This window comes from Corynebacterium sanguinis (assembly GCF_007641235.1).
Lineage (GTDB): Bacteria > Actinomycetota > Actinomycetes > Mycobacteriales > Mycobacteriaceae > Corynebacterium > Corynebacterium sanguinis.
The window spans coordinates 115,651-130,579 of the sequence record NZ_CP038157.1 but is presented as its reverse complement, the minus strand read 5'-3'; the positions used below and the strand labels follow the sequence as shown (position 1 = coordinate 130,579).

Sequence of the window (14,929 nt, the reverse complement as noted above, 5' to 3'; positions counted from 1 at the left end):
GCCGGACATTGTGCCTTACTCGACCGAGGTCGACCAAGTATGCACGGGCGCGCCTGCCTCCTGGTTAGCCAGGTATTGCCTGAGAACCCGCGCCAAAGCTTCACGACGCTGCCGCGTATCCGGCCGCGAGCCAGCCCCCGCCTCCGTCAGCGCGGCGAGCTGCCACGTCGCCCCGTTCTGGCGGTTGTCCACCCGGCCATGGATGATGCCGAGGTAGTCCTCGATGCAGTCCGGGGCGACGCCGAGGGCTTCGAGGCCTAGGCGGGCGTCGTCAAGCAAATGAGAGCCGACGAGCTCCACGACGTCAATGGTGCCCAGGGTGGGCCATTCCAGGCGCGCGGTTAACCCATCGCGCGCGCCGGAGATGAAGTTCGCCTCCGCGGTGGCGAAGCTCATCCGCGACCACACCGGGCGCGTCTGCTCGCCGAGGAACTTCACCAGCCCGTAGTAGAACGCGGCGTCGGCAATGATGTCCTTGACCGTCGGGCCCGCAGGCAGGAGGCGGTTTTCCACGCGGATGTGCGACAGCTCCCCGTTGGGATCGTAAATCGGGCGGTTCCAGCGCCACACCGTGCCGTTTTGCAGGTTCAGGTAGTGCAGCCCCGGGTTCTCGCCGCTCATCACGGGCTTGCCGGCCTCGACGCGGCCCTCCGGCAGCAGCGGCGAGAAGTAGCGCACGTTCTCCTCGAACAGGTCGAACACGGAGGTGATCCAGCGCTCGCCGAACCACACGCGCGGGCGCACGCCCTGGTTAATCAGCTCCTGGGTACGCGTATCAATCGCCTGCTGGAACACGGGGACGCGCGACTCGTGCCACAGCCTGCGGCCCATGAACAGCGGCGAGTTCGCCCCAATCGCCGCCTGCACACCCGCGATCGCCTGCGAGGCGTTCCACGCGTCCGCGAAGCGGTTCGGCGAAACCTGCAGGTGCAGCTGCATCGACGTGCACGTCGATTCGGTGGAGATGTCCTCGAAATCGTGCTGGTAGGACTCCATCCGGGCAACATCGATGTGGAGCAGCTCACCGCGCGACTCCATGATCGAGTGGTTCAAGCCGCGGTAGCGGTGCTCGTCGGTGATCCAGCCCGGGTCCTCCAGAAATTCCGTAGTCATCGTCGGCAGGGTGCCGATCATCGCTACACGCGTGCCCGCCTTACCCGCCGCGGCGTGCACCGCGCCGAGGCGCTGGCGCAGGTGGGACTCCAGCGCGCGCAGCCCGTCGCCGTCGATGGACTGCGGGGGCAGGTTCAGCTCCACGTTGTACGAGCCGATCTCCGACTGGTACTCGTCGCTCAAGTTAGCCAGAACCTTGTGGTTCAGCGGCGCTGGATCCATCGCGTCGTCGACCAGGTTCAGCTCGAGCTCGAGACCAATCGTGCCCTGGCTGACAAAATCCGCCTGCTGCAGGTGGCGGTCAAAAACTTCGAGCTCGTCGACAAGCCGCGCGCGGTAGACCGTGCGCTGTCTCGGCGTGTAGCGGTCGGTTGAGATTGAGTCGCCCATTTACTTCGCGTTTCGGTACCAGGAGATCAGGGAATCGGTCGAGGAGTCGCCCGTGTCCGGTTCGACCTCGCCCGACACTGCCGCGGCCAGGTCGTTGGCCTGCTGCTTGCCCAGCTCGACGCCCCACTGGTCGAAGGCGTTGATGTCCCAGATCACGGACTCGGTGAACGTGATGTGCTCGTACAGCGCAATCAGTGCACCCAGCGTGTGCGGGGTCAGCTCCTTGGCCACAATCGTGGTGGTCGGGCGGTTGCCCGGCATCACCTTGTGAGGCGCAAGCTGCTTATCGACGCCCTCCGCAACAATCTCGGACTCCGTCTTACCGAACGCCAGGACCTTCGTCTGGGCGAAGAAGTTGCCCATCAACAGGTCGTGCATCGAGCCCGACCCGTCCGCGGCCGGCAGGTCCTGCTTCGGGGTGGCGAAGCCGATGAAGTCCGCCGGGATCAGCGTCGTGCCCTGGTGGATGAGCTGGTAGAAGGCGTGCTGGCCGTTGGTGCCCGGTTCGCCCCAGAAGATCTCGCCGGTGTCGTAGCCCACTGCCTCGCCGCCACGGGTGACGGACTTGCCGTTAGACTCCATCGTCAGCTGCTGCAGGTAGGCGGGGAAGCGCGCCAAGTCCTCGGAGTAGGGCAGCACCGCGTGGGTCTGTGCCCCGTGGAAGTTGCGGTACCACACGTTGAGCAGGCCCATCAGCGCCGGGATGTTCTCGCGCAGCGGTGCAGTGCGGAAGTGCTCGTCGACAGCGCGGAAGCCCTCGAGGAAGCGCATGAAGTCGAGCGGGCCGATGACGGCCATGAGCGACAGGCCAATGGCGGAGTCGACGGAGTAGCGCCCGCCCACCCAATCCCAGAACGGGAACATGTTGGCGGTGTCGATGCCGAACTCTGCGACCTTTTCCGCGTTCGTGGACACCGCGACGAAGTGCTTCGCAATGACGGAGTCGTCTCCGTCGAAATGGTCGAGCACCCAGCGCTTCGCGGCGTGCGCGTTGGAAAGGGTCTCCTGGGTGGTAAACGTCTTCGAGGCCACGATAAACAGCGTCTCTTCCGGGTTGCAGCGCTCCAGCACGCTGACCAAGTCGGCGGGATCGACGTTGGAGACGAACTCGGCGCTAATGCCCGCGGTGGCGTAGGCCCGCAGCGCCTTGGTGGCCATCGCGGGGCCCAGGTCGGAGCCGCCGATGCCGATGTTGACCACCTTCTTGATGGTGTGGCCGGTCGCGCCCTGCCACGCCCCGGAGCGCAGGGCCGAGGCGAAGTCGCGCATCCGCCCGAGCACCTCGTGGACGTCGGCGGCGGCGTCCTGGCCGTCGACACGCAGGTCCTGATCCACCGGCAGGCGCAGCGCGGTGTGCAGCACGGCGCGGTCCTCGGTGTTGTTGATGTGCACGCCCGTGAACATGTCTTCGATGCGTGTGGTCAGGGAGGCTTCGTCGGCAAGCGAAAGCAGGGCCTCGAGGATGTCGTTGTCGATCAGGTTCTTGGACAGGTCGACGTGCAGGCCAGCCGCGTCGAAGGTGTACGTGTCGGCCCGGTTGGCCTCGGCCGCGAACAGCTCGCGAAGCGAAAGGTTTTTCTCGGCATGCAGCTTCTCAAGGCGCGTCCAGGCGGCAGTGGAGGTAATCGAAGTCATGGCCTCTACGCTAGTCAAAAACGCGCGCGCGAGAAGGCATAATGGAGCGCATGAGTATCGTGAAAATCAACGCAATTTCCGTGCCCGCCTCAGGCGGGGAAGAACTCGAGCGTCGCTTCGCCGCGCGCAAGCACGCGATCGATTCGCAGCCCGGGTTCGAGGGTTTCCAGCTGCTGCGCCCGGTCAAGGGCGAGGACCGCTACTTCGTGGTCACGCGCTGGGCGGACCAGGAATCCTACGACGCATGGTGGGCCGGCGAAGGCCGCGGCGCCCACGCGGGCGGCGGCAAGCCGGTGGCAACCGGGGCGCAGCTGCTCGAGTTCGAGGTCGTGCTCGATTCGCTCGAGGACTAACTAGCCCAGCTTGCCGCGGCCGAGGCGCAGCAGGATACCCGCCAGCGCGGGGCCTTCCTCGCCGATCTCGTCGCGGAACTGGTTGATAATCGCGACCTCGCGGGTGTGCACGAGGCGCGTGCCGCCCGAGCCCATCCGGGTCTTGCCGATCGCCCGAGACACCTCGGAGCGCCGCTTCACCGCGTCGAGGATGACGCGGTCGAGCCGGTCGATCTCTTTGCGGTAGGCCTGGATCTCGGCGTCGGATAGCGGATCATCGGTCCCAGACGGCGTGCGGATGTCGAAGTCGCTCATGTGTGCCCATTATGCCACCTAGGGGGCTATGTCCCAACGTGATTGTAGGGTTAGGGGCATCATGAACACAGATCTGGTTTTGGGACTCAACCCGCAGCAAGAAGCCGCCGTGAAGCACAGCGGCGGCCCGCTGCTGATCATCGCTGGCGCCGGCTCTGGAAAGACGGCGGTACTGACCCGCAGGATTGCCTACCTGCTGCAGGAACGCGGGGTCGCGCCGTGGCAGATCCTCGCCATTACGTTTACCAACAAGGCCGCCGCCGAGATGAAGGAGCGCGTGGCCAACCTGGTGGGCCCCGAGGCGCAGCGCATGTGGGTGGCCACCTTCCACTCGGTGTGCGTGCGCATCCTGCGCCAGCAGGCGCAACTCGTCGAGGGGCTCAACACCAACTTCACCATCTACGACTCGGACGACTCGCGCCGGCTTCTGTCCATGATCGCGAAGGACCACAACCTCGATCTCAAGAAGTTCTCGGCGCGGACGTTGGCCAACGCGATCTCGAACCATAAAAACGAGCTCGTCGGCCCAGCGGAGGCCAGCGAGCGCGCGGAACGCACCCGCAACCCCTTCGACCTGACCGTCGCGCGCGTGTACGCGGACTACCAGCGCCGGCTGCGCCAGGCCAACGCGCTCGACTTCGACGACCTTATCGGGGAAGTGGTGCGCATCTTCAAGGAGCACCCCCATGTCACCGAGTACTACCGGCGTCGCTTCCGCCACGTGTTAGTCGACGAGTATCAGGACACTAACCACGCTCAGTACGAGCTCATCCACACCCTCGTCGGCAGCGGCGAGGACGCCCCGGAGCTCGCGGTCGTGGGTGATTCTGACCAGTCGATCTACGCGTTTCGCGGCGCGACGATCCGCAACATCGAGGAGTTCGAGCGCGATTACCCGAACGCCACCACGGTGATGCTGGAGCAGAACTACCGCTCCACCCAGAACATCCTCGGCGCGGCGAACGCCGTGATTGCCCAGAACCAGGGCCGGCGCCCGAAGAACCTGTGGACCTCGCACGGGGCGGGGGAGAAGATCACCGGCTACGTCGCGGACAACGAGCACGACGAGGCCCGCTTCATCGCCAGCGAAATCGACCACCTTGCCGACCAGGGCTGTCGCTACAGCGACATCGCGGTGATGTACCGCACCAACAACGCCTCGCGCGCGCTGGAGGACATCTTCATCCGCTCCGGCATCCCCTACAAGGTCGTCGGCGGCACGCGCTTTTACGAGCGCCGCGAGATCCGCGACATCGTCGCCTACATGAAGGTCCTCGACAACTCGGACGACACGGTCAGCCTGCGGCGCATCGTCAACGTGCCCAAGCGCGCGATCGGCGACAAGGCGCAGGCGATGGTGGCGCTGCACGCGCAGAACAACGGGATCAGCTTTGGCCAGGCGCTTATCGACGCCTCCACCGGCAACGTCGACATGCTCGCGGCGCGCTCACAGAACGCGATCGCGGGCTTCGTCTCGCTTCTCGACAAGCTGCGCACCGACATGGCCGAGATGACCAACGAGGTCACCGGCATGCCGGACCTGGGGGTGCTGGTCACGCGCATCCTGGAGGCCACCGGCTACCGCGCGGAGCTGGAGGCCTCCAACGATCCGCAGGACGGCGCGCGCTTGGACAACCTCAACGAGCTCGTCTCCGTGGCCCGCGAGTTCTCCTCGGAGGCCGCCAACCAAGTGGCGTACATGAGCCAGGAGGAGCTCGACAGCGTGGTAGAGGAGGGTGAGCCGATGCCCGGGTCGCTGCAGGCGTTTTTGGAGCGGGTCTCGCTCGTCGCCGACGCGGACCAGCTCCCCGACAGTGACCAGGGGGTAGTCACGCTAATGACCCTGCACACGGCGAAGGGCCTGGAATTTCCGTACGTGTTCGTCACCGGCTGGGAGGACGGGCAGTTCCCGCACCTGCGCGCGCTCGGGGACCCGGAGGAGCTGGCGGAGGAGCGTCGTCTAGCGTACGTCGGCATTACGCGCGCTCGGACCAGGCTGTATCTGACCCGCGCCGTGCTGCGGTCCTCGTGGGGATCCCCGGTGACCAACCCCGCCAGCCGCTTCCTCGCTGAGGTCCCTGAGGACCTCATCGACTGGCGCAGGGTGGAACCGGAGCGCAGCGTCACGTCAGACGCCTGGGGCACTCCTCGCCGACGCCCCGCGCCCACGAAGACGCGAGTGAACAAGAACCTCCAGCTCGCCCCAGGCGACCGGGTCAACCACGCGAAGTACGGCCTCGGCACAGTCGAATCCGTTGAGGGATCCGGCGTGCGAGAGACAGTCGTGATCGATTTCGGGTCTTCCGGCACGGTTAGGTTGATGCTCATCGGCGGCGTGCCGATGGAAAAGCTCTAGCCGGTAATTAGATGCGGATGCCCTGCTTGTTGAGCCAGACCTGCGGATCGACGGGTGTGACACCGTCCGGCCTGATCTCGAAGTGGAGGTGAGGCCCAGTGGAGCGGCCTTCGTTGCCGATTTGCGCGATCTGCTCCCCGGCGGAGACGCGCTGGCCTACCGAGACGCTGTAGTTGCGCATGTGGCCGTAGACCGAGACCTCGCCACCATCGTGCTTGATGACTACCCAGTTACCGAAGCCCTGGGCCGGGCCGGCGTTGATGACGGTGCCGTCCATTACCGCATAGATGGGCGAGCCGGAGTCGTTGGCGATGTCGATGCCCTGGTGGATGCGTCCCCCGCGGGGGCCGAAACCGGAACTCAGGCGGCCTGTCGCGGGAGTGACCACGGTGCGGCCATCAGAGGTCGCGCCCGTCTGGTAGACCACGGTGTCGGAGCCTTCGGGCGGGACGATCTGGATCGTTTCGGCGGGAAGGTTCAGGCGCTGCTCCTCGGCTCGGGGGTCAAACACAATGGAGTGGTCGCCCGCGGTGAACGTGGCACCGTTGGTGTAAATCTTGCCCACGGCTAAGGCGAGAGCGTTCGCGATCTCGATATCGCTGCTCGCGGGCACGCCGTCGAGATTGACGGTGATAGCGGAGGCGGGGACGGCGGCGGCCGACAGCGTCAGGGTCGCCGCAAGCGCGGCGAGAAGGGGGCGTTTCATGTGTTCCGGATACCTCTGGAGTCGGGGAGCGTCGAACAGGGTTAGAACTTATCGGGCTGCGGGGGCCCGGGCAATGCCACTACGTACAGTTTTGTCGAAACTGTGTTCCCGTGCCTAAAGAACCGCCTGCGTACAGCGGTGAAACGGAAGTGAAAATTGTTGCTAAAGTGATTTAGGGGCCGGGGGTGGCGTTCACTACCCCCGAAAGCATGCGCGCGCATGAAAAAACCCGCCCACAGGGGGCGGGTTAGCGGGAACTTTTACACCGTGATGCCAAGCGCGGCGAGCCACGGCACGGGATCAACAGCGTCGGCACCGTTCGGGTGCACCTCGAAGTGCAGGTGGGTTCCGGTGGAGAAGCCACGGTTGCCCATGCCCGCGATTTTCTGGCCGGCCTTCACGCGCTCGCCGACGGCGACATCGAGGGTCTCCATGTGGCCGTAAACGGTGATGGTGCCGTCGTCGTGAAGCAGGCGAATCCACTGGCCGTAACCCTGAGCTGGGCCGGAGTCGAGCACGGTGCCGTCGAGCACGGCGAGGATCGGCGTGTTGGTCACGTTCGCGATATCGATGCCAGCGTGGAACGCGCCCCAACGCGGGCCGAAGCCGGAGGTGAAAGCGCCCTCAGCAGGCTTAACGGATGACGGTGCGCGCAGCAGCTCATCAGCCTTGGCGGCGAGCTCAGAGTGCTGCACAGCCTTGTTGAGCTGATCCGAGAGGTTCTCCACCGGCTTGTACTCAGCGATCGCGAGGATTTGGGGAGCGGCGTCAGCGGAAGAAAGCTGCGTATCGACGGCATCGGCGTCGGCTGCGAGCTCAAAGTCAACGGTGGGCTCGGAGGCCTTGTCGGACTGGAGAGCTGCAGCAGCTGCGCCGGACACGCCGGCGGTGGACACGGCACCCGTTGCGACGGCGACGAGAGCGACGCGCCCCTTATTGGGGGACTGCTTACGATGCTTGCCGCCCGTGCGCGCCTTCGTGGAATTGTACATCTAGTCCTCTCCAAATTGTCCGCTTGGATCCGTACCGTGAAGGTATCGTAACCTTCTCGTTATCTACGAAGGGATACTGTAACGGTTCGGTCAAGACAAGGCAAGCCACTCGCCGGTTTTCTTTTAACCGTTACTCAGGCGAAAGCGTTACACCGGTTCCAAACCGCGCCTTAACGGGTGTTCCTTACCCGGCACTGTTTACTTCGGTGGGACAATAGCGGCAATGAGTACGAAGTCGAGCCCGCAATCAGCCCCGAACGCGACGCGGCGCCGGCGCCGCCGGCCTGAGCGCCGCCCCGCGCCCGCGCCGCGCCCAGCTGCCGCCGAGAAAGCACCTGAAACGTGGGGGCAACGACTCCGCCTGTACCTGCCCACCGCCGCCGCCCCGAGCGGCTTCATCGCGCTCGCGGTCGTCGTTCTCAGCCTCGCGGTGGTGCTCCTGTCGGGCTCTCCGCTGGCGTACCTGCCGGCGTCGATAGGCGAAATGTGGCTTGTCGGCCACGGCGCCCCCGCCCGCTTCGACGGCGTCACGCTGGGGCTCACCCCGGCGCTGGTGCCGCTCGCGATCGCGGCGCTTGTCGCGCAGCGCGTGCGCGCGGCAACCACAAAGCGCGTGAGCATCCTCGACCTCGGCGCGATCGCCGCGCTGGGCCTCGGCATCCCGTTTACGCTGACCTGCATCGCGCTGCTCATGGTCGGCGACGCCTCGAACGTGTACCCCGTTGAGCTTCCGAACATCGCCGCCGCGCTCGCCGTGCCGCTCCTGGTCCACGCGCTCGGCATCGTCGCGGGCATCAGCCCCGTGGTCTGGCGTGCGCTCGCGCGGCGCGTGGGCGTACCCGAGTTCGTTGTCGACGCGGCATTCACCGCCTCAACCATCGTGCTGCGTCTTGTGCTCGCCGCGGCGGTCGTGTTCATCGCCTTGCTTATCGCGGGCAGCGGCCGCATCGCGCAGCTTCTTGACTCCTACCCCACGCTGCCGGGCACCGGCACCGCCACCCTGATTCTGTTGAGCATTCTGTACCTACCCAACGCAGCCGTGGCCACCTTAAGCGCCCTGCTGGGCGGGAGCGTCGAGTACGCCGCGGCCTCGGCCTCACTGTTTAGCGTGGACCCGGTTGCTTTGCCCGCGTTCCCGCTCTTCGCCGCCATCCCCGGCGCCGCCGCTGTGTGGGCTCCCGTGTTGATGCTGATCCCCGCCGCGGTGCTCGCCCAGTTCTTCGCCACCCGCTCGCTGGCGATGAAGAATGTCGCAGTCGTCGCGGCCTGGGTTGGGGTGCTGCTGCTGATCACCATCCCGTACGTCGGGGGAAGTGCCGGGGCGTACGGCTACATCGGCGCCCACCCGCTCGCGCTGCCGCTTCTAGGCATGGCGTGGGTGGTCGCCGTGGGAGGGATCGTCTGGCTCGTCGGGCGCCTGCGCCGCCCAGCACAGCCGGAGCCCGAACCGGAGACCGAACCCGAACCGGAGCCGGAACCAGAGCCGGAACCAGAGCCAGCACCCGAACCGGAGACCGAAGCAGTGGAAGAGCCGTCGACAAGCGGTGGCAGCACGAAATGGGTGCCTCCCACGGACGATGTCGAGTCCGAGGACTAAGCTGGTCGGCGTGACTGAACCATCCCAAAAATCGGTAGCCGTGCTCGTCTCGGGGTCAGGGACGCTGCTTCAGTCCATCCTCGATAACCAGGACGATTCCTACCGCGTGAGCCTGGTCGTCGCCGATACCGATTGCCCGGCGATCGAGCGCGCGGCGGCCGCCGGGGTGCGCACGGAAATCGTTGAACTTGGCCAGGATCGCGCGCAGTGGAATCGGGCGCTGCGCGATGCTGTGAGCCAAGGCGAGCCCGACATCGTCGTCTCCGCGGGGTTCATGCGCATCGTCGGTCAAGAGTTCCTTGAGCGCTTCGAGGGCCGCCTGATTAACACCCACCCGGCCCTGCTGCCGTCCTTCCCCGGCGCGCACGCCGTGCGCGACGCGCTGGCGTACGGCGTCAAGGTCACCGGCACGACCGTCCACTACATCGATGCCGGCGTGGATACGGGCGAGATCATCGCCCAAAAGGCCGTGGAGGTCCGCGACGGCGAGACCGAGGCCGAATTGCACGAAAGAATCAAGGTTCATGAGCGCGCGCTCATCGTCGACGTGCTGCGCCGCGCCCACATAGATAACGAAAACGACGGAAAGGTCAGCGTCTCATGGCACAGAACCACATCCAGATCAAGCGTGCGCTAGTCAGCGTCTACGACAAGACCGGCTTGGACGAGCTGGCCCGCGCGCTCGGTGAGGCCGGGGTAGAGATCGTCTCCACGGGGTCTACCGCCAAGCGCATCGCCGACGCCGGCGTCGCGGTCACCGAGGTCGCGGACCTCACCGGTTTTCCCGAGGTGCTGGGCGGGCGCGTGAAAACGCTGCACCCGCGCGTCCACGCGGGCATCCTCGCGGACTTGCGTGACGACGACCACGCGCGTCAGCTCACCGAGCTCGGCATCGAGCCCTTCCAGCTCGTGGTGGTTAACCTTTACCCCTTCGAGGAGACGGTCGCCTCGGGGGCGTCCTTTGACGAGTGCGTCGAGCAGATCGACATCGGCGGGCCGTCGATGGTGCGCGCCGCTGCGAAGAACCACCCCTCGGTGGCCATCGTCACCGACCCGGAGCGCTACGCCGACGTCATCGACGCCGTGCGCGGCCCCGGCTTCTCCCTGGAGCAGCGCCGCGGGCTCGCACTCGAGGCCTTCTCGCACACCGCCGACTACGACGCGGCCGTCTCCGACTGGTTCGCCGAGCAGCTCGACGGCGAGGGCGAGGGGGGCCTACGCTACGGCGAAAACCCGCACCAAGCGGCGAGCCTGATCAACGAGGGCTGGGGGCTTGCCGACGCCACCCAGCACGGTGGTAAGGAAATGAGCTACAACAACTACCAGGACGCCGACGCCGCGTGGCGCGCCGCCTGGGACCACGACCGCCCGTGCGTGGCAATCATCAAGCACGCCAACCCCTGTGGCATCGCGGTGTCCGACGAGTCGATCGCTGAAGCCCACCGGCTCGCCCACGCCTGCGACCCCGTCTCCGCGTACGGCGGCGTGATCGCCGTCAACCGTGAGGTCACCGTCGAGCTCGCCGAGTCCATCAAACCGATCTTCACCGAGGTCGTCGTCGCACCCTCCTACGAAGAGGCGGCCCTGGAGCTGCTCAAGGAGAAGAAGAACCTGCGCATCCTTGAGGTCGATCCGGAGTTCCGCGGCGAGGAGGTCAGGCAGATCTCCGGAGGCTTCCTCGTCCAAGAGCGCGACACGTTCCAAGCCGAGGGCGATAACCCCGACAACTGGCAGCTCGTGGCGGGCGAACCCGCCACCGCTGAGGTGCTCGCGGACCTCGAGTTCGCGTGGCGCTCGATCCGTTGCGTGAAGTCCAACGCGATCCTCATCGCCTCCGGCGGCGCATCAGTGGGCGTCGGAATGGGCCAGGTCAACCGCGTCGATTCCGCCAAGCTCGCGGTCGAGCGCGCCAACACGCTTGACGACGGCGTCAACCGCACCACCGGCGCGGTCGCCGCATCAGACGCGTTCTTCCCCTTCGCCGACGGCTTCGAGGTGCTCGCGGACGCCGGTGTCACCGCGGTGGTGCAGCCCGGTGGCTCCATCCGCGACGAAGAGGTCATCGTCGCGGCGAAGGAAGCCGGAGTGACGATGTACCTCACCGGCACCCGCCACTTCGCGCACTAGTCGGCTTGCAGCAAATACACGTTGTTTGCTCACTTCGCACTCAGGTAATGGTAACGTTGCTCCATTATCCGAGCTGGCAGGGAGAACGCCGATGACCTACTACAATGCCCCTGAGGATCGGAGCTGGAGTTACCCCGCGACTGTGCCGCCGAATCGAGGCGGGAATGGGGCACCCATTGCAGTAGGGGTAGTCATCGCGTTTCTCCTACTTGTGCTTGTTGGGATGCTCGCGTTTTTTGTTGGGAGGGGGCAGATGGGCTCCGAGGCGGGCTCGAGCCAGGTAGCAACAGTCGTCGAGACTCAAACTCTCCAACCCGCGTCCAATGGTGGCTCAAACCCGGGTGCCGCTGCTCCCGCGTCCCCGAAGTCAAGCTGTAGCTACTCGACTTACTGGAGTGCAACCTCTGTGACAAGTGAGGGGTTCGCGGCCAACGTTTATCTCGCAATCCTCGATGCCTGCAACAATGCGGGTGGTCCGAACGTCACGGTGGAGGCTTATAGCCCGACCACTGGGCGCACGTACGCGATGAGCTGCTCTGGCACTACAGTCGTGACGTGCCGCGGTGGCGATAACGCCGTTGTCAAGATTTCGTGAGCAAGCGATTCTTCAACGTCGCAGTAGCAGCTACAGCTCTTGCGGTTTTGAGCGGATGTAGTGCCGGGACCCTCGGTATTTCCGACATCGCTCCTACCTCCTCCCGCGATGCAAAGGCGACCGTGACTATCACTACCTTCGTAGTACCTCCTCCCGGCGAGGCATCGCCAACTACCGTCACCCCTGACCTGCGCACGCAGCTTCAAAGCGTCGCTGATTCGGTTGCGATGTACTACGGGGGGACGGTCGGTATCGCTGTGGCAGGCGAGGGCCAAGTTGTCAGCGCTGGAGATGACGCTGCCTACCCCGCCTGGTCGACGATCAAGGTTCCCATAAGCGTCGCGGCGTACCGCAGTGACCCACAGCTTGCGCGCGAGTATGCGCCGCCTGCAATCCAGGCGTCGGATAACGCGGCTGCCGAGCAGATGTGGATCAACCTCGATCCCGAGCAGGTTAATCAGGTCCTAGCCGAAGCGACAGTGGGCGTTGCCGTAAATACAGAGAAGGTTCGCCCTGAATTCTCCACGTACGGGCAGACGCTGCTTTCCACGAGCCAGGAAGCGGTTATCGCGTCCCACCTTGCGTGCTTAGCGGAAGCCGAGCCCGTGATAGCGCTGATGGGCCAGGTCAATAGTGAGCAAGCCTACGGTCTGGGACGGTTGCCCGGTGCAGCGCTCAAAGTTGGCTGGGGCCCAGACACCAGTGGCGGTTACCAGGTGCGTCAGCTCGCACGTGTTACAAGGAGTGATGGGGCCACCAGCGCAATCGCGTTGACGGTCATCCCTGCGGCAGAGGACTACGGAACTGCGCAGGCGATGGCGGATGAAGTGGCAAACGGGCTTTCGCTGCTCTTGGATTCCCTTCCAGAGGCAGACTGCTGATACTCGCGCACTAGCGCTCGGTATCAACAGGCTCGTCGAGCACCCTGGCTACCAAGTCCAGGGTGCGCATGCCGCGATTCGCTGGCAGGTCGGCGTGAAGGACGTCGAGGACGGCGTCTGCGATCATCACCGACGGCGCGGGCAGGGCGTCGTCGACAAGCGGGTAAGGCGCCTTGCCGGTGTTGTCGCGCAGCTCGATCGCGGCGAGGGTCATCTGGAAAGGCATCTCGATACGCGGGTCGTCGTCGCCGACGATTTCGGCTGCAAGGTCGCGGAAGACGTCCTCGAGCGAGCGGCGCGCATCGTGGTAGTCGTTGAACTCCTCCGAGTTCGCCACGGGCAGCTGGTACAGCCGGCCGATGTTCCAATTCGATGACAGCAAAATGCGCGTCTCAGCGGCCACCAGTGCCCACAGCTTTAGGGCGGGGGACTCGTCCATCTCCGCGAGGTCCTGGGCGAGATCCAGCGCCGGCTGGACGGTGCCCATCAGCAGGGTCAGGAAGATTTCCGTCTTCGATGGGAAGTGGTAGTACAGCGACGCCTGGCGGATACCGACGGCATCCGCGATCTGGTGGGTCGATGTCGTAGCGAAACCCTGGACCGTGAACAGCTCGGAAGAAGCGTCAAGAATCTCGTCGCGGGCGGTCTTTCCTCTGCGACGTGGACGATTCTTGCGGGGGCGACCCACGGATCCTGACATATAACCAATTCTAACCGTAGCGGGATGGGGAATAGTAGAAGGCACCCACCCCAACGGGGGCGGGTGCCTTCACGAGTCGAGTAGACCCTACGCTGCTGTTGTCAACCGGGCCTTAGCGGCTGGTGAACGGCAGGAGAGCCATCTCGCGCGCGTTCTTCACAGCGGTAGCGACCTGGCGCTGCTGCTGCGGGGTCAGACCCGTGACGCGGCGGGAACGGATCTTGTGACGATCCGAGATGAACAGACGGAGGGTCTTGACGTCCTTGTAGTCGACCTTCTCAATGCCTTCGGCCTTGAGCGGGTTCTTCTTCGGGCGACGGGACTGCTCCATGCGCTGCTTGCGCTGGTTATTTCCACGCTTCATAGTTTTCGCTCCTCCTTACCACGAGGACTTACGGACGCCCGGAAGCTCACCGCGGTGAGCCATCTCGCGCATGCGGACACGGGACAGGCCGAACTTGCGGAGGTAGCCGCGGGGGCGCCCATCGTGCGAGTCACGGTTGCGCACGCGAACCGGGGAAGCGTCGCGGGGCTGACGGTTGAGCTCAAACTGAGCCTCGAGACGGTCCTCATCGGACGTCTCTGCATTGCGGATGATTGCCTTGAGCTCAGCGCGACGCTCGGCGTAGCGGGCGACGATCTCCTTGCGCTGCTCGTTCTTGGCGATCTTAGACTTCTTAGCCATAAATTATCGCTCCTCGCGGAATTCGACGTGCTTGCGAACAACCGGGTCGTACTTCTTCAGCGTGATGCGATCCGGGTTGTTGCGCTTGTTCTTACGGGTCACGTAGGTGAACCCGGTGCCCGCGGTGCTCTTGAGCTTGATGATCGGGCGGATATCGTTACGTGCCATTAGATCTTCTCACCTCGTGCCCGGATGGACGCCACGACGGACTCGATGCCGTCACGGTCGATGATCTTAAGACCCTTGGTTGAAACGTTCAGGGTAATGGTACGGCCCTCGGAGGGCAGGTAGAACCGCTTCTTCTGCACGTTGGGGTTCCAACGGCGGGAGTGGCGGCGGTGCGAGTGCGAGACGGTCTTGCCGAACGACGGCTGACGTCCCGTGACCTGGCAATGTGCCGACATGGGTTGACTTCTTTCTCTTCTGCCGCCCACGCGCTGATTACCTGTGAGGGGGTGAGGTAGCAATCGGTTGACGCAGGCGTAAACGTGTACTTCGACAACAG

At 64.9% G+C, this 14,929-nt stretch carries 16 protein-coding genes; 6 read left to right on the top strand and 10 right to left on the bottom strand.

The window, feature by feature from the left end; translation table 11 throughout:
* Positions 1 to 15 precede the first annotated feature (15 nt).
* On the bottom strand, positions 16 to 1,503 hold the full coding sequence (locus tag E3227_RS00700; RefSeq protein ID WP_144317242.1) for a glutamate-cysteine ligase family protein: 1,488 nt from the start codon (positions 1,501 to 1,503) through the stop codon (positions 16 to 18).
* Positions 1,504 to 3,138 carry a glucose-6-phosphate isomerase gene (gene pgi, locus E3227_RS00695; RefSeq protein WP_144317241.1) on the bottom strand — a complete coding sequence of 545 codons (1,635 nt, stop codon included), beginning with the start codon at positions 3,136 to 3,138 and terminating at the stop codon, positions 1,504 to 1,506. It abuts the gene before it with no gap.
* Between the two features lie 50 nt (positions 3,139 to 3,188).
* Between pgi and E3227_RS00690 the strand changes: the two genes are divergently transcribed.
* Positions 3,189 to 3,491, top strand: a complete 303-nt coding sequence (locus E3227_RS00690; RefSeq protein WP_136649134.1) for an antibiotic biosynthesis monooxygenase family protein — start codon at positions 3,189 to 3,191, stop codon at positions 3,489 to 3,491.
* On the opposite strand, the gene E3227_RS00685 is transcribed toward E3227_RS00690, so the two are convergent.
* Positions 3,492 to 3,785 (bottom strand): chorismate mutase, encoded by a 294-nt coding sequence (locus E3227_RS00685; protein WP_136649133.1) that lies wholly within the window; start codon positions 3,783 to 3,785, stop codon positions 3,492 to 3,494. It lies immediately after the preceding gene.
* Between the two features lie 61 nt (positions 3,786 to 3,846).
* Between E3227_RS00685 and pcrA the strand changes: the two genes are divergently transcribed.
* Positions 3,847 to 6,141 (top strand): DNA helicase PcrA, encoded by a 2,295-nt coding sequence (gene pcrA / locus E3227_RS00680; protein ID WP_136649132.1) that lies wholly within the window; start codon positions 3,847 to 3,849, stop codon positions 6,139 to 6,141.
* 7 nt (positions 6,142 to 6,148) lie between these two features.
* On the opposite strand, the gene E3227_RS00675 is transcribed toward pcrA, so the two are convergent.
* Together E3227_RS00675 and E3227_RS00670 are read right to left on the bottom strand one after the other, a co-directional pair.
* Positions 6,149 to 6,847 (bottom strand): M23 family metallopeptidase, encoded by a 699-nt coding sequence (locus tag E3227_RS00675; RefSeq protein ID WP_136649131.1) that lies wholly within the window; start codon positions 6,845 to 6,847, stop codon positions 6,149 to 6,151.
* 260 nt (positions 6,848 to 7,107) lie between these two features.
* Positions 7,108 to 7,839 carry a M23 family metallopeptidase gene (locus E3227_RS00670; protein WP_136649130.1) on the bottom strand — a complete coding sequence of 244 codons (732 nt, stop codon included), beginning with the start codon at positions 7,837 to 7,839 and terminating at the stop codon, positions 7,108 to 7,110.
* 223 nt (positions 7,840 to 8,062) lie between these two features.
* Here E3227_RS00670 and E3227_RS11430 point away from each other — a divergent pair, with 223 nt between their 5' ends.
* From E3227_RS11430 to E3227_RS00650, 4 genes are all read left to right on the top strand, one after another.
* A complete protein-coding gene (locus E3227_RS11430) occupies positions 8,063 to 9,436 on the top strand; it encodes a cell division protein PerM (RefSeq protein ID WP_153257533.1) in 1,374 nt (457 codons plus the stop codon).
* Positions 9,417 to 10,073: a phosphoribosylglycinamide formyltransferase gene (gene purN / locus E3227_RS00660; protein WP_136649129.1), complete on the top strand. Its 657-nt coding sequence runs from the start codon at positions 9,417 to 9,419 to the stop codon at positions 10,071 to 10,073. Before E3227_RS11430 ends, purN begins: the two co-directional genes overlap by 20 nt.
* Positions 10,037 to 11,563 (top strand): bifunctional phosphoribosylaminoimidazolecarboxamide formyltransferase/IMP cyclohydrolase, encoded by a 1,527-nt coding sequence (gene purH, locus E3227_RS00655; protein ID WP_136649128.1) that lies wholly within the window; start codon positions 10,037 to 10,039, stop codon positions 11,561 to 11,563. The genes purN and purH overlap by 37 nt, the downstream gene beginning before the upstream one ends.
* 717 nt (positions 11,564 to 12,280) lie before the next feature.
* The gene (locus E3227_RS00650; RefSeq protein WP_170228602.1) at positions 12,281 to 13,039 is read left to right on the top strand and encodes a serine hydrolase; all 759 of its coding nucleotides are present in this window, start codon (positions 12,281 to 12,283) and stop codon (positions 13,037 to 13,039) included.
* Positions 13,040 to 13,049: 10 nt separating this feature from the next.
* Here E3227_RS00650 and E3227_RS00645 read toward each other — a convergent pair whose 3' ends face one another.
* The 5 genes from E3227_RS00645 to rpmB form a co-directional block, all read right to left on the bottom strand.
* A complete protein-coding gene (locus tag E3227_RS00645) occupies positions 13,050 to 13,739 on the bottom strand; it encodes a TetR/AcrR family transcriptional regulator (protein WP_136649931.1) in 690 nt (229 codons plus the stop codon).
* Positions 13,740 to 13,851: 112 nt separating this feature from the next.
* Positions 13,852 to 14,103 carry a 30S ribosomal protein S18 gene (gene rpsR / locus E3227_RS00640; protein ID WP_006841074.1) on the bottom strand — a complete coding sequence of 84 codons (252 nt, stop codon included), beginning with the start codon at positions 14,101 to 14,103 and terminating at the stop codon, positions 13,852 to 13,854.
* Between the two features lie 15 nt (positions 14,104 to 14,118).
* Entirely contained in the window at positions 14,119 to 14,424 is a 306-nt protein-coding gene (gene rpsN, locus E3227_RS00635; RefSeq protein ID WP_136649932.1) for a 30S ribosomal protein S14, read from the bottom strand.
* Positions 14,425 to 14,427: 3 nt separating this feature from the next.
* Positions 14,428 to 14,592: a 50S ribosomal protein L33 gene (gene rpmG, locus E3227_RS00630; RefSeq protein WP_006841072.1), complete on the bottom strand. Its 165-nt coding sequence runs from the start codon at positions 14,590 to 14,592 to the stop codon at positions 14,428 to 14,430.
* Positions 14,592 to 14,828 carry a 50S ribosomal protein L28 gene (rpmB, locus tag E3227_RS00625; RefSeq protein ID WP_136649933.1) on the bottom strand — a complete coding sequence of 79 codons (237 nt, stop codon included), beginning with the start codon at positions 14,826 to 14,828 and terminating at the stop codon, positions 14,592 to 14,594. The genes rpmG and rpmB overlap by 1 nt, the downstream gene beginning before the upstream one ends.
* Positions 14,829 to 14,929 lie beyond the last annotated feature (101 nt).

Excerpts from the sequence above, each read along its gene's own strand:
- E3227_RS00645 (WP_136649931.1), bottom strand. The coding sequence starts at position 13,739 with ATGTCAGGATCCGTGGGTCGCCCCCGCAAGAATCGTCCACGTCGCAGA.
- E3227_RS00690 (WP_136649134.1), top strand. The coding sequence starts at position 3,189 with ATGAGTATCGTGAAAATCAACGCAATTTCCGTGCCCGCCTCAGGCGGG.
- E3227_RS00700 (WP_144317242.1), bottom strand. The coding sequence starts at position 1,503 with ATGGGCGACTCAATCTCAACCGACCGCTACACGCCGAGACAGCGCACG.
- purH (WP_136649128.1), top strand. The coding sequence starts at position 10,037 with ATGGCACAGAACCACATCCAGATCAAGCGTGCGCTAGTCAGCGTCTAC.
- rpsR (WP_006841074.1), bottom strand. The coding sequence starts at position 14,103 with ATGAAGCGTGGAAATAACCAGCGCAAGCAGCGCATGGAGCAGTCCCGT.
- E3227_RS00675 (WP_136649131.1), bottom strand. The coding sequence starts at position 6,847 with ATGAAACGCCCCCTTCTCGCCGCGCTTGCGGCGACCCTGACGCTGTCG.
- rpsN (WP_136649932.1), bottom strand. The coding sequence starts at position 14,424 with ATGGCTAAGAAGTCTAAGATCGCCAAGAACGAGCAGCGCAAGGAGATC.
- rpmG (WP_006841072.1), bottom strand. The coding sequence starts at position 14,592 with ATGGCACGTAACGATATCCGCCCGATCATCAAGCTCAAGAGCACCGCG.
- E3227_RS00685 (WP_136649133.1), bottom strand. The coding sequence starts at position 3,785 with ATGAGCGACTTCGACATCCGCACGCCGTCTGGGACCGATGATCCGCTA.
- E3227_RS11430 (WP_153257533.1), top strand. The coding sequence starts at position 8,063 with ATGAGTACGAAGTCGAGCCCGCAATCAGCCCCGAACGCGACGCGGCGC.
- pcrA (WP_136649132.1), top strand. The coding sequence starts at position 3,847 with ATGAACACAGATCTGGTTTTGGGACTCAACCCGCAGCAAGAAGCCGCC.
- E3227_RS00670 (WP_136649130.1), bottom strand. The coding sequence starts at position 7,839 with ATGTACAATTCCACGAAGGCGCGCACGGGCGGCAAGCATCGTAAGCAG.
- purN (WP_136649129.1), top strand. The coding sequence starts at position 9,417 with ATGTCGAGTCCGAGGACTAAGCTGGTCGGCGTGACTGAACCATCCCAA.
- rpmB (WP_136649933.1), bottom strand. The coding sequence starts at position 14,828 with ATGTCGGCACATTGCCAGGTCACGGGACGTCAGCCGTCGTTCGGCAAG.
- pgi (WP_144317241.1), bottom strand. The coding sequence starts at position 3,138 with ATGACTTCGATTACCTCCACTGCCGCCTGGACGCGCCTTGAGAAGCTG.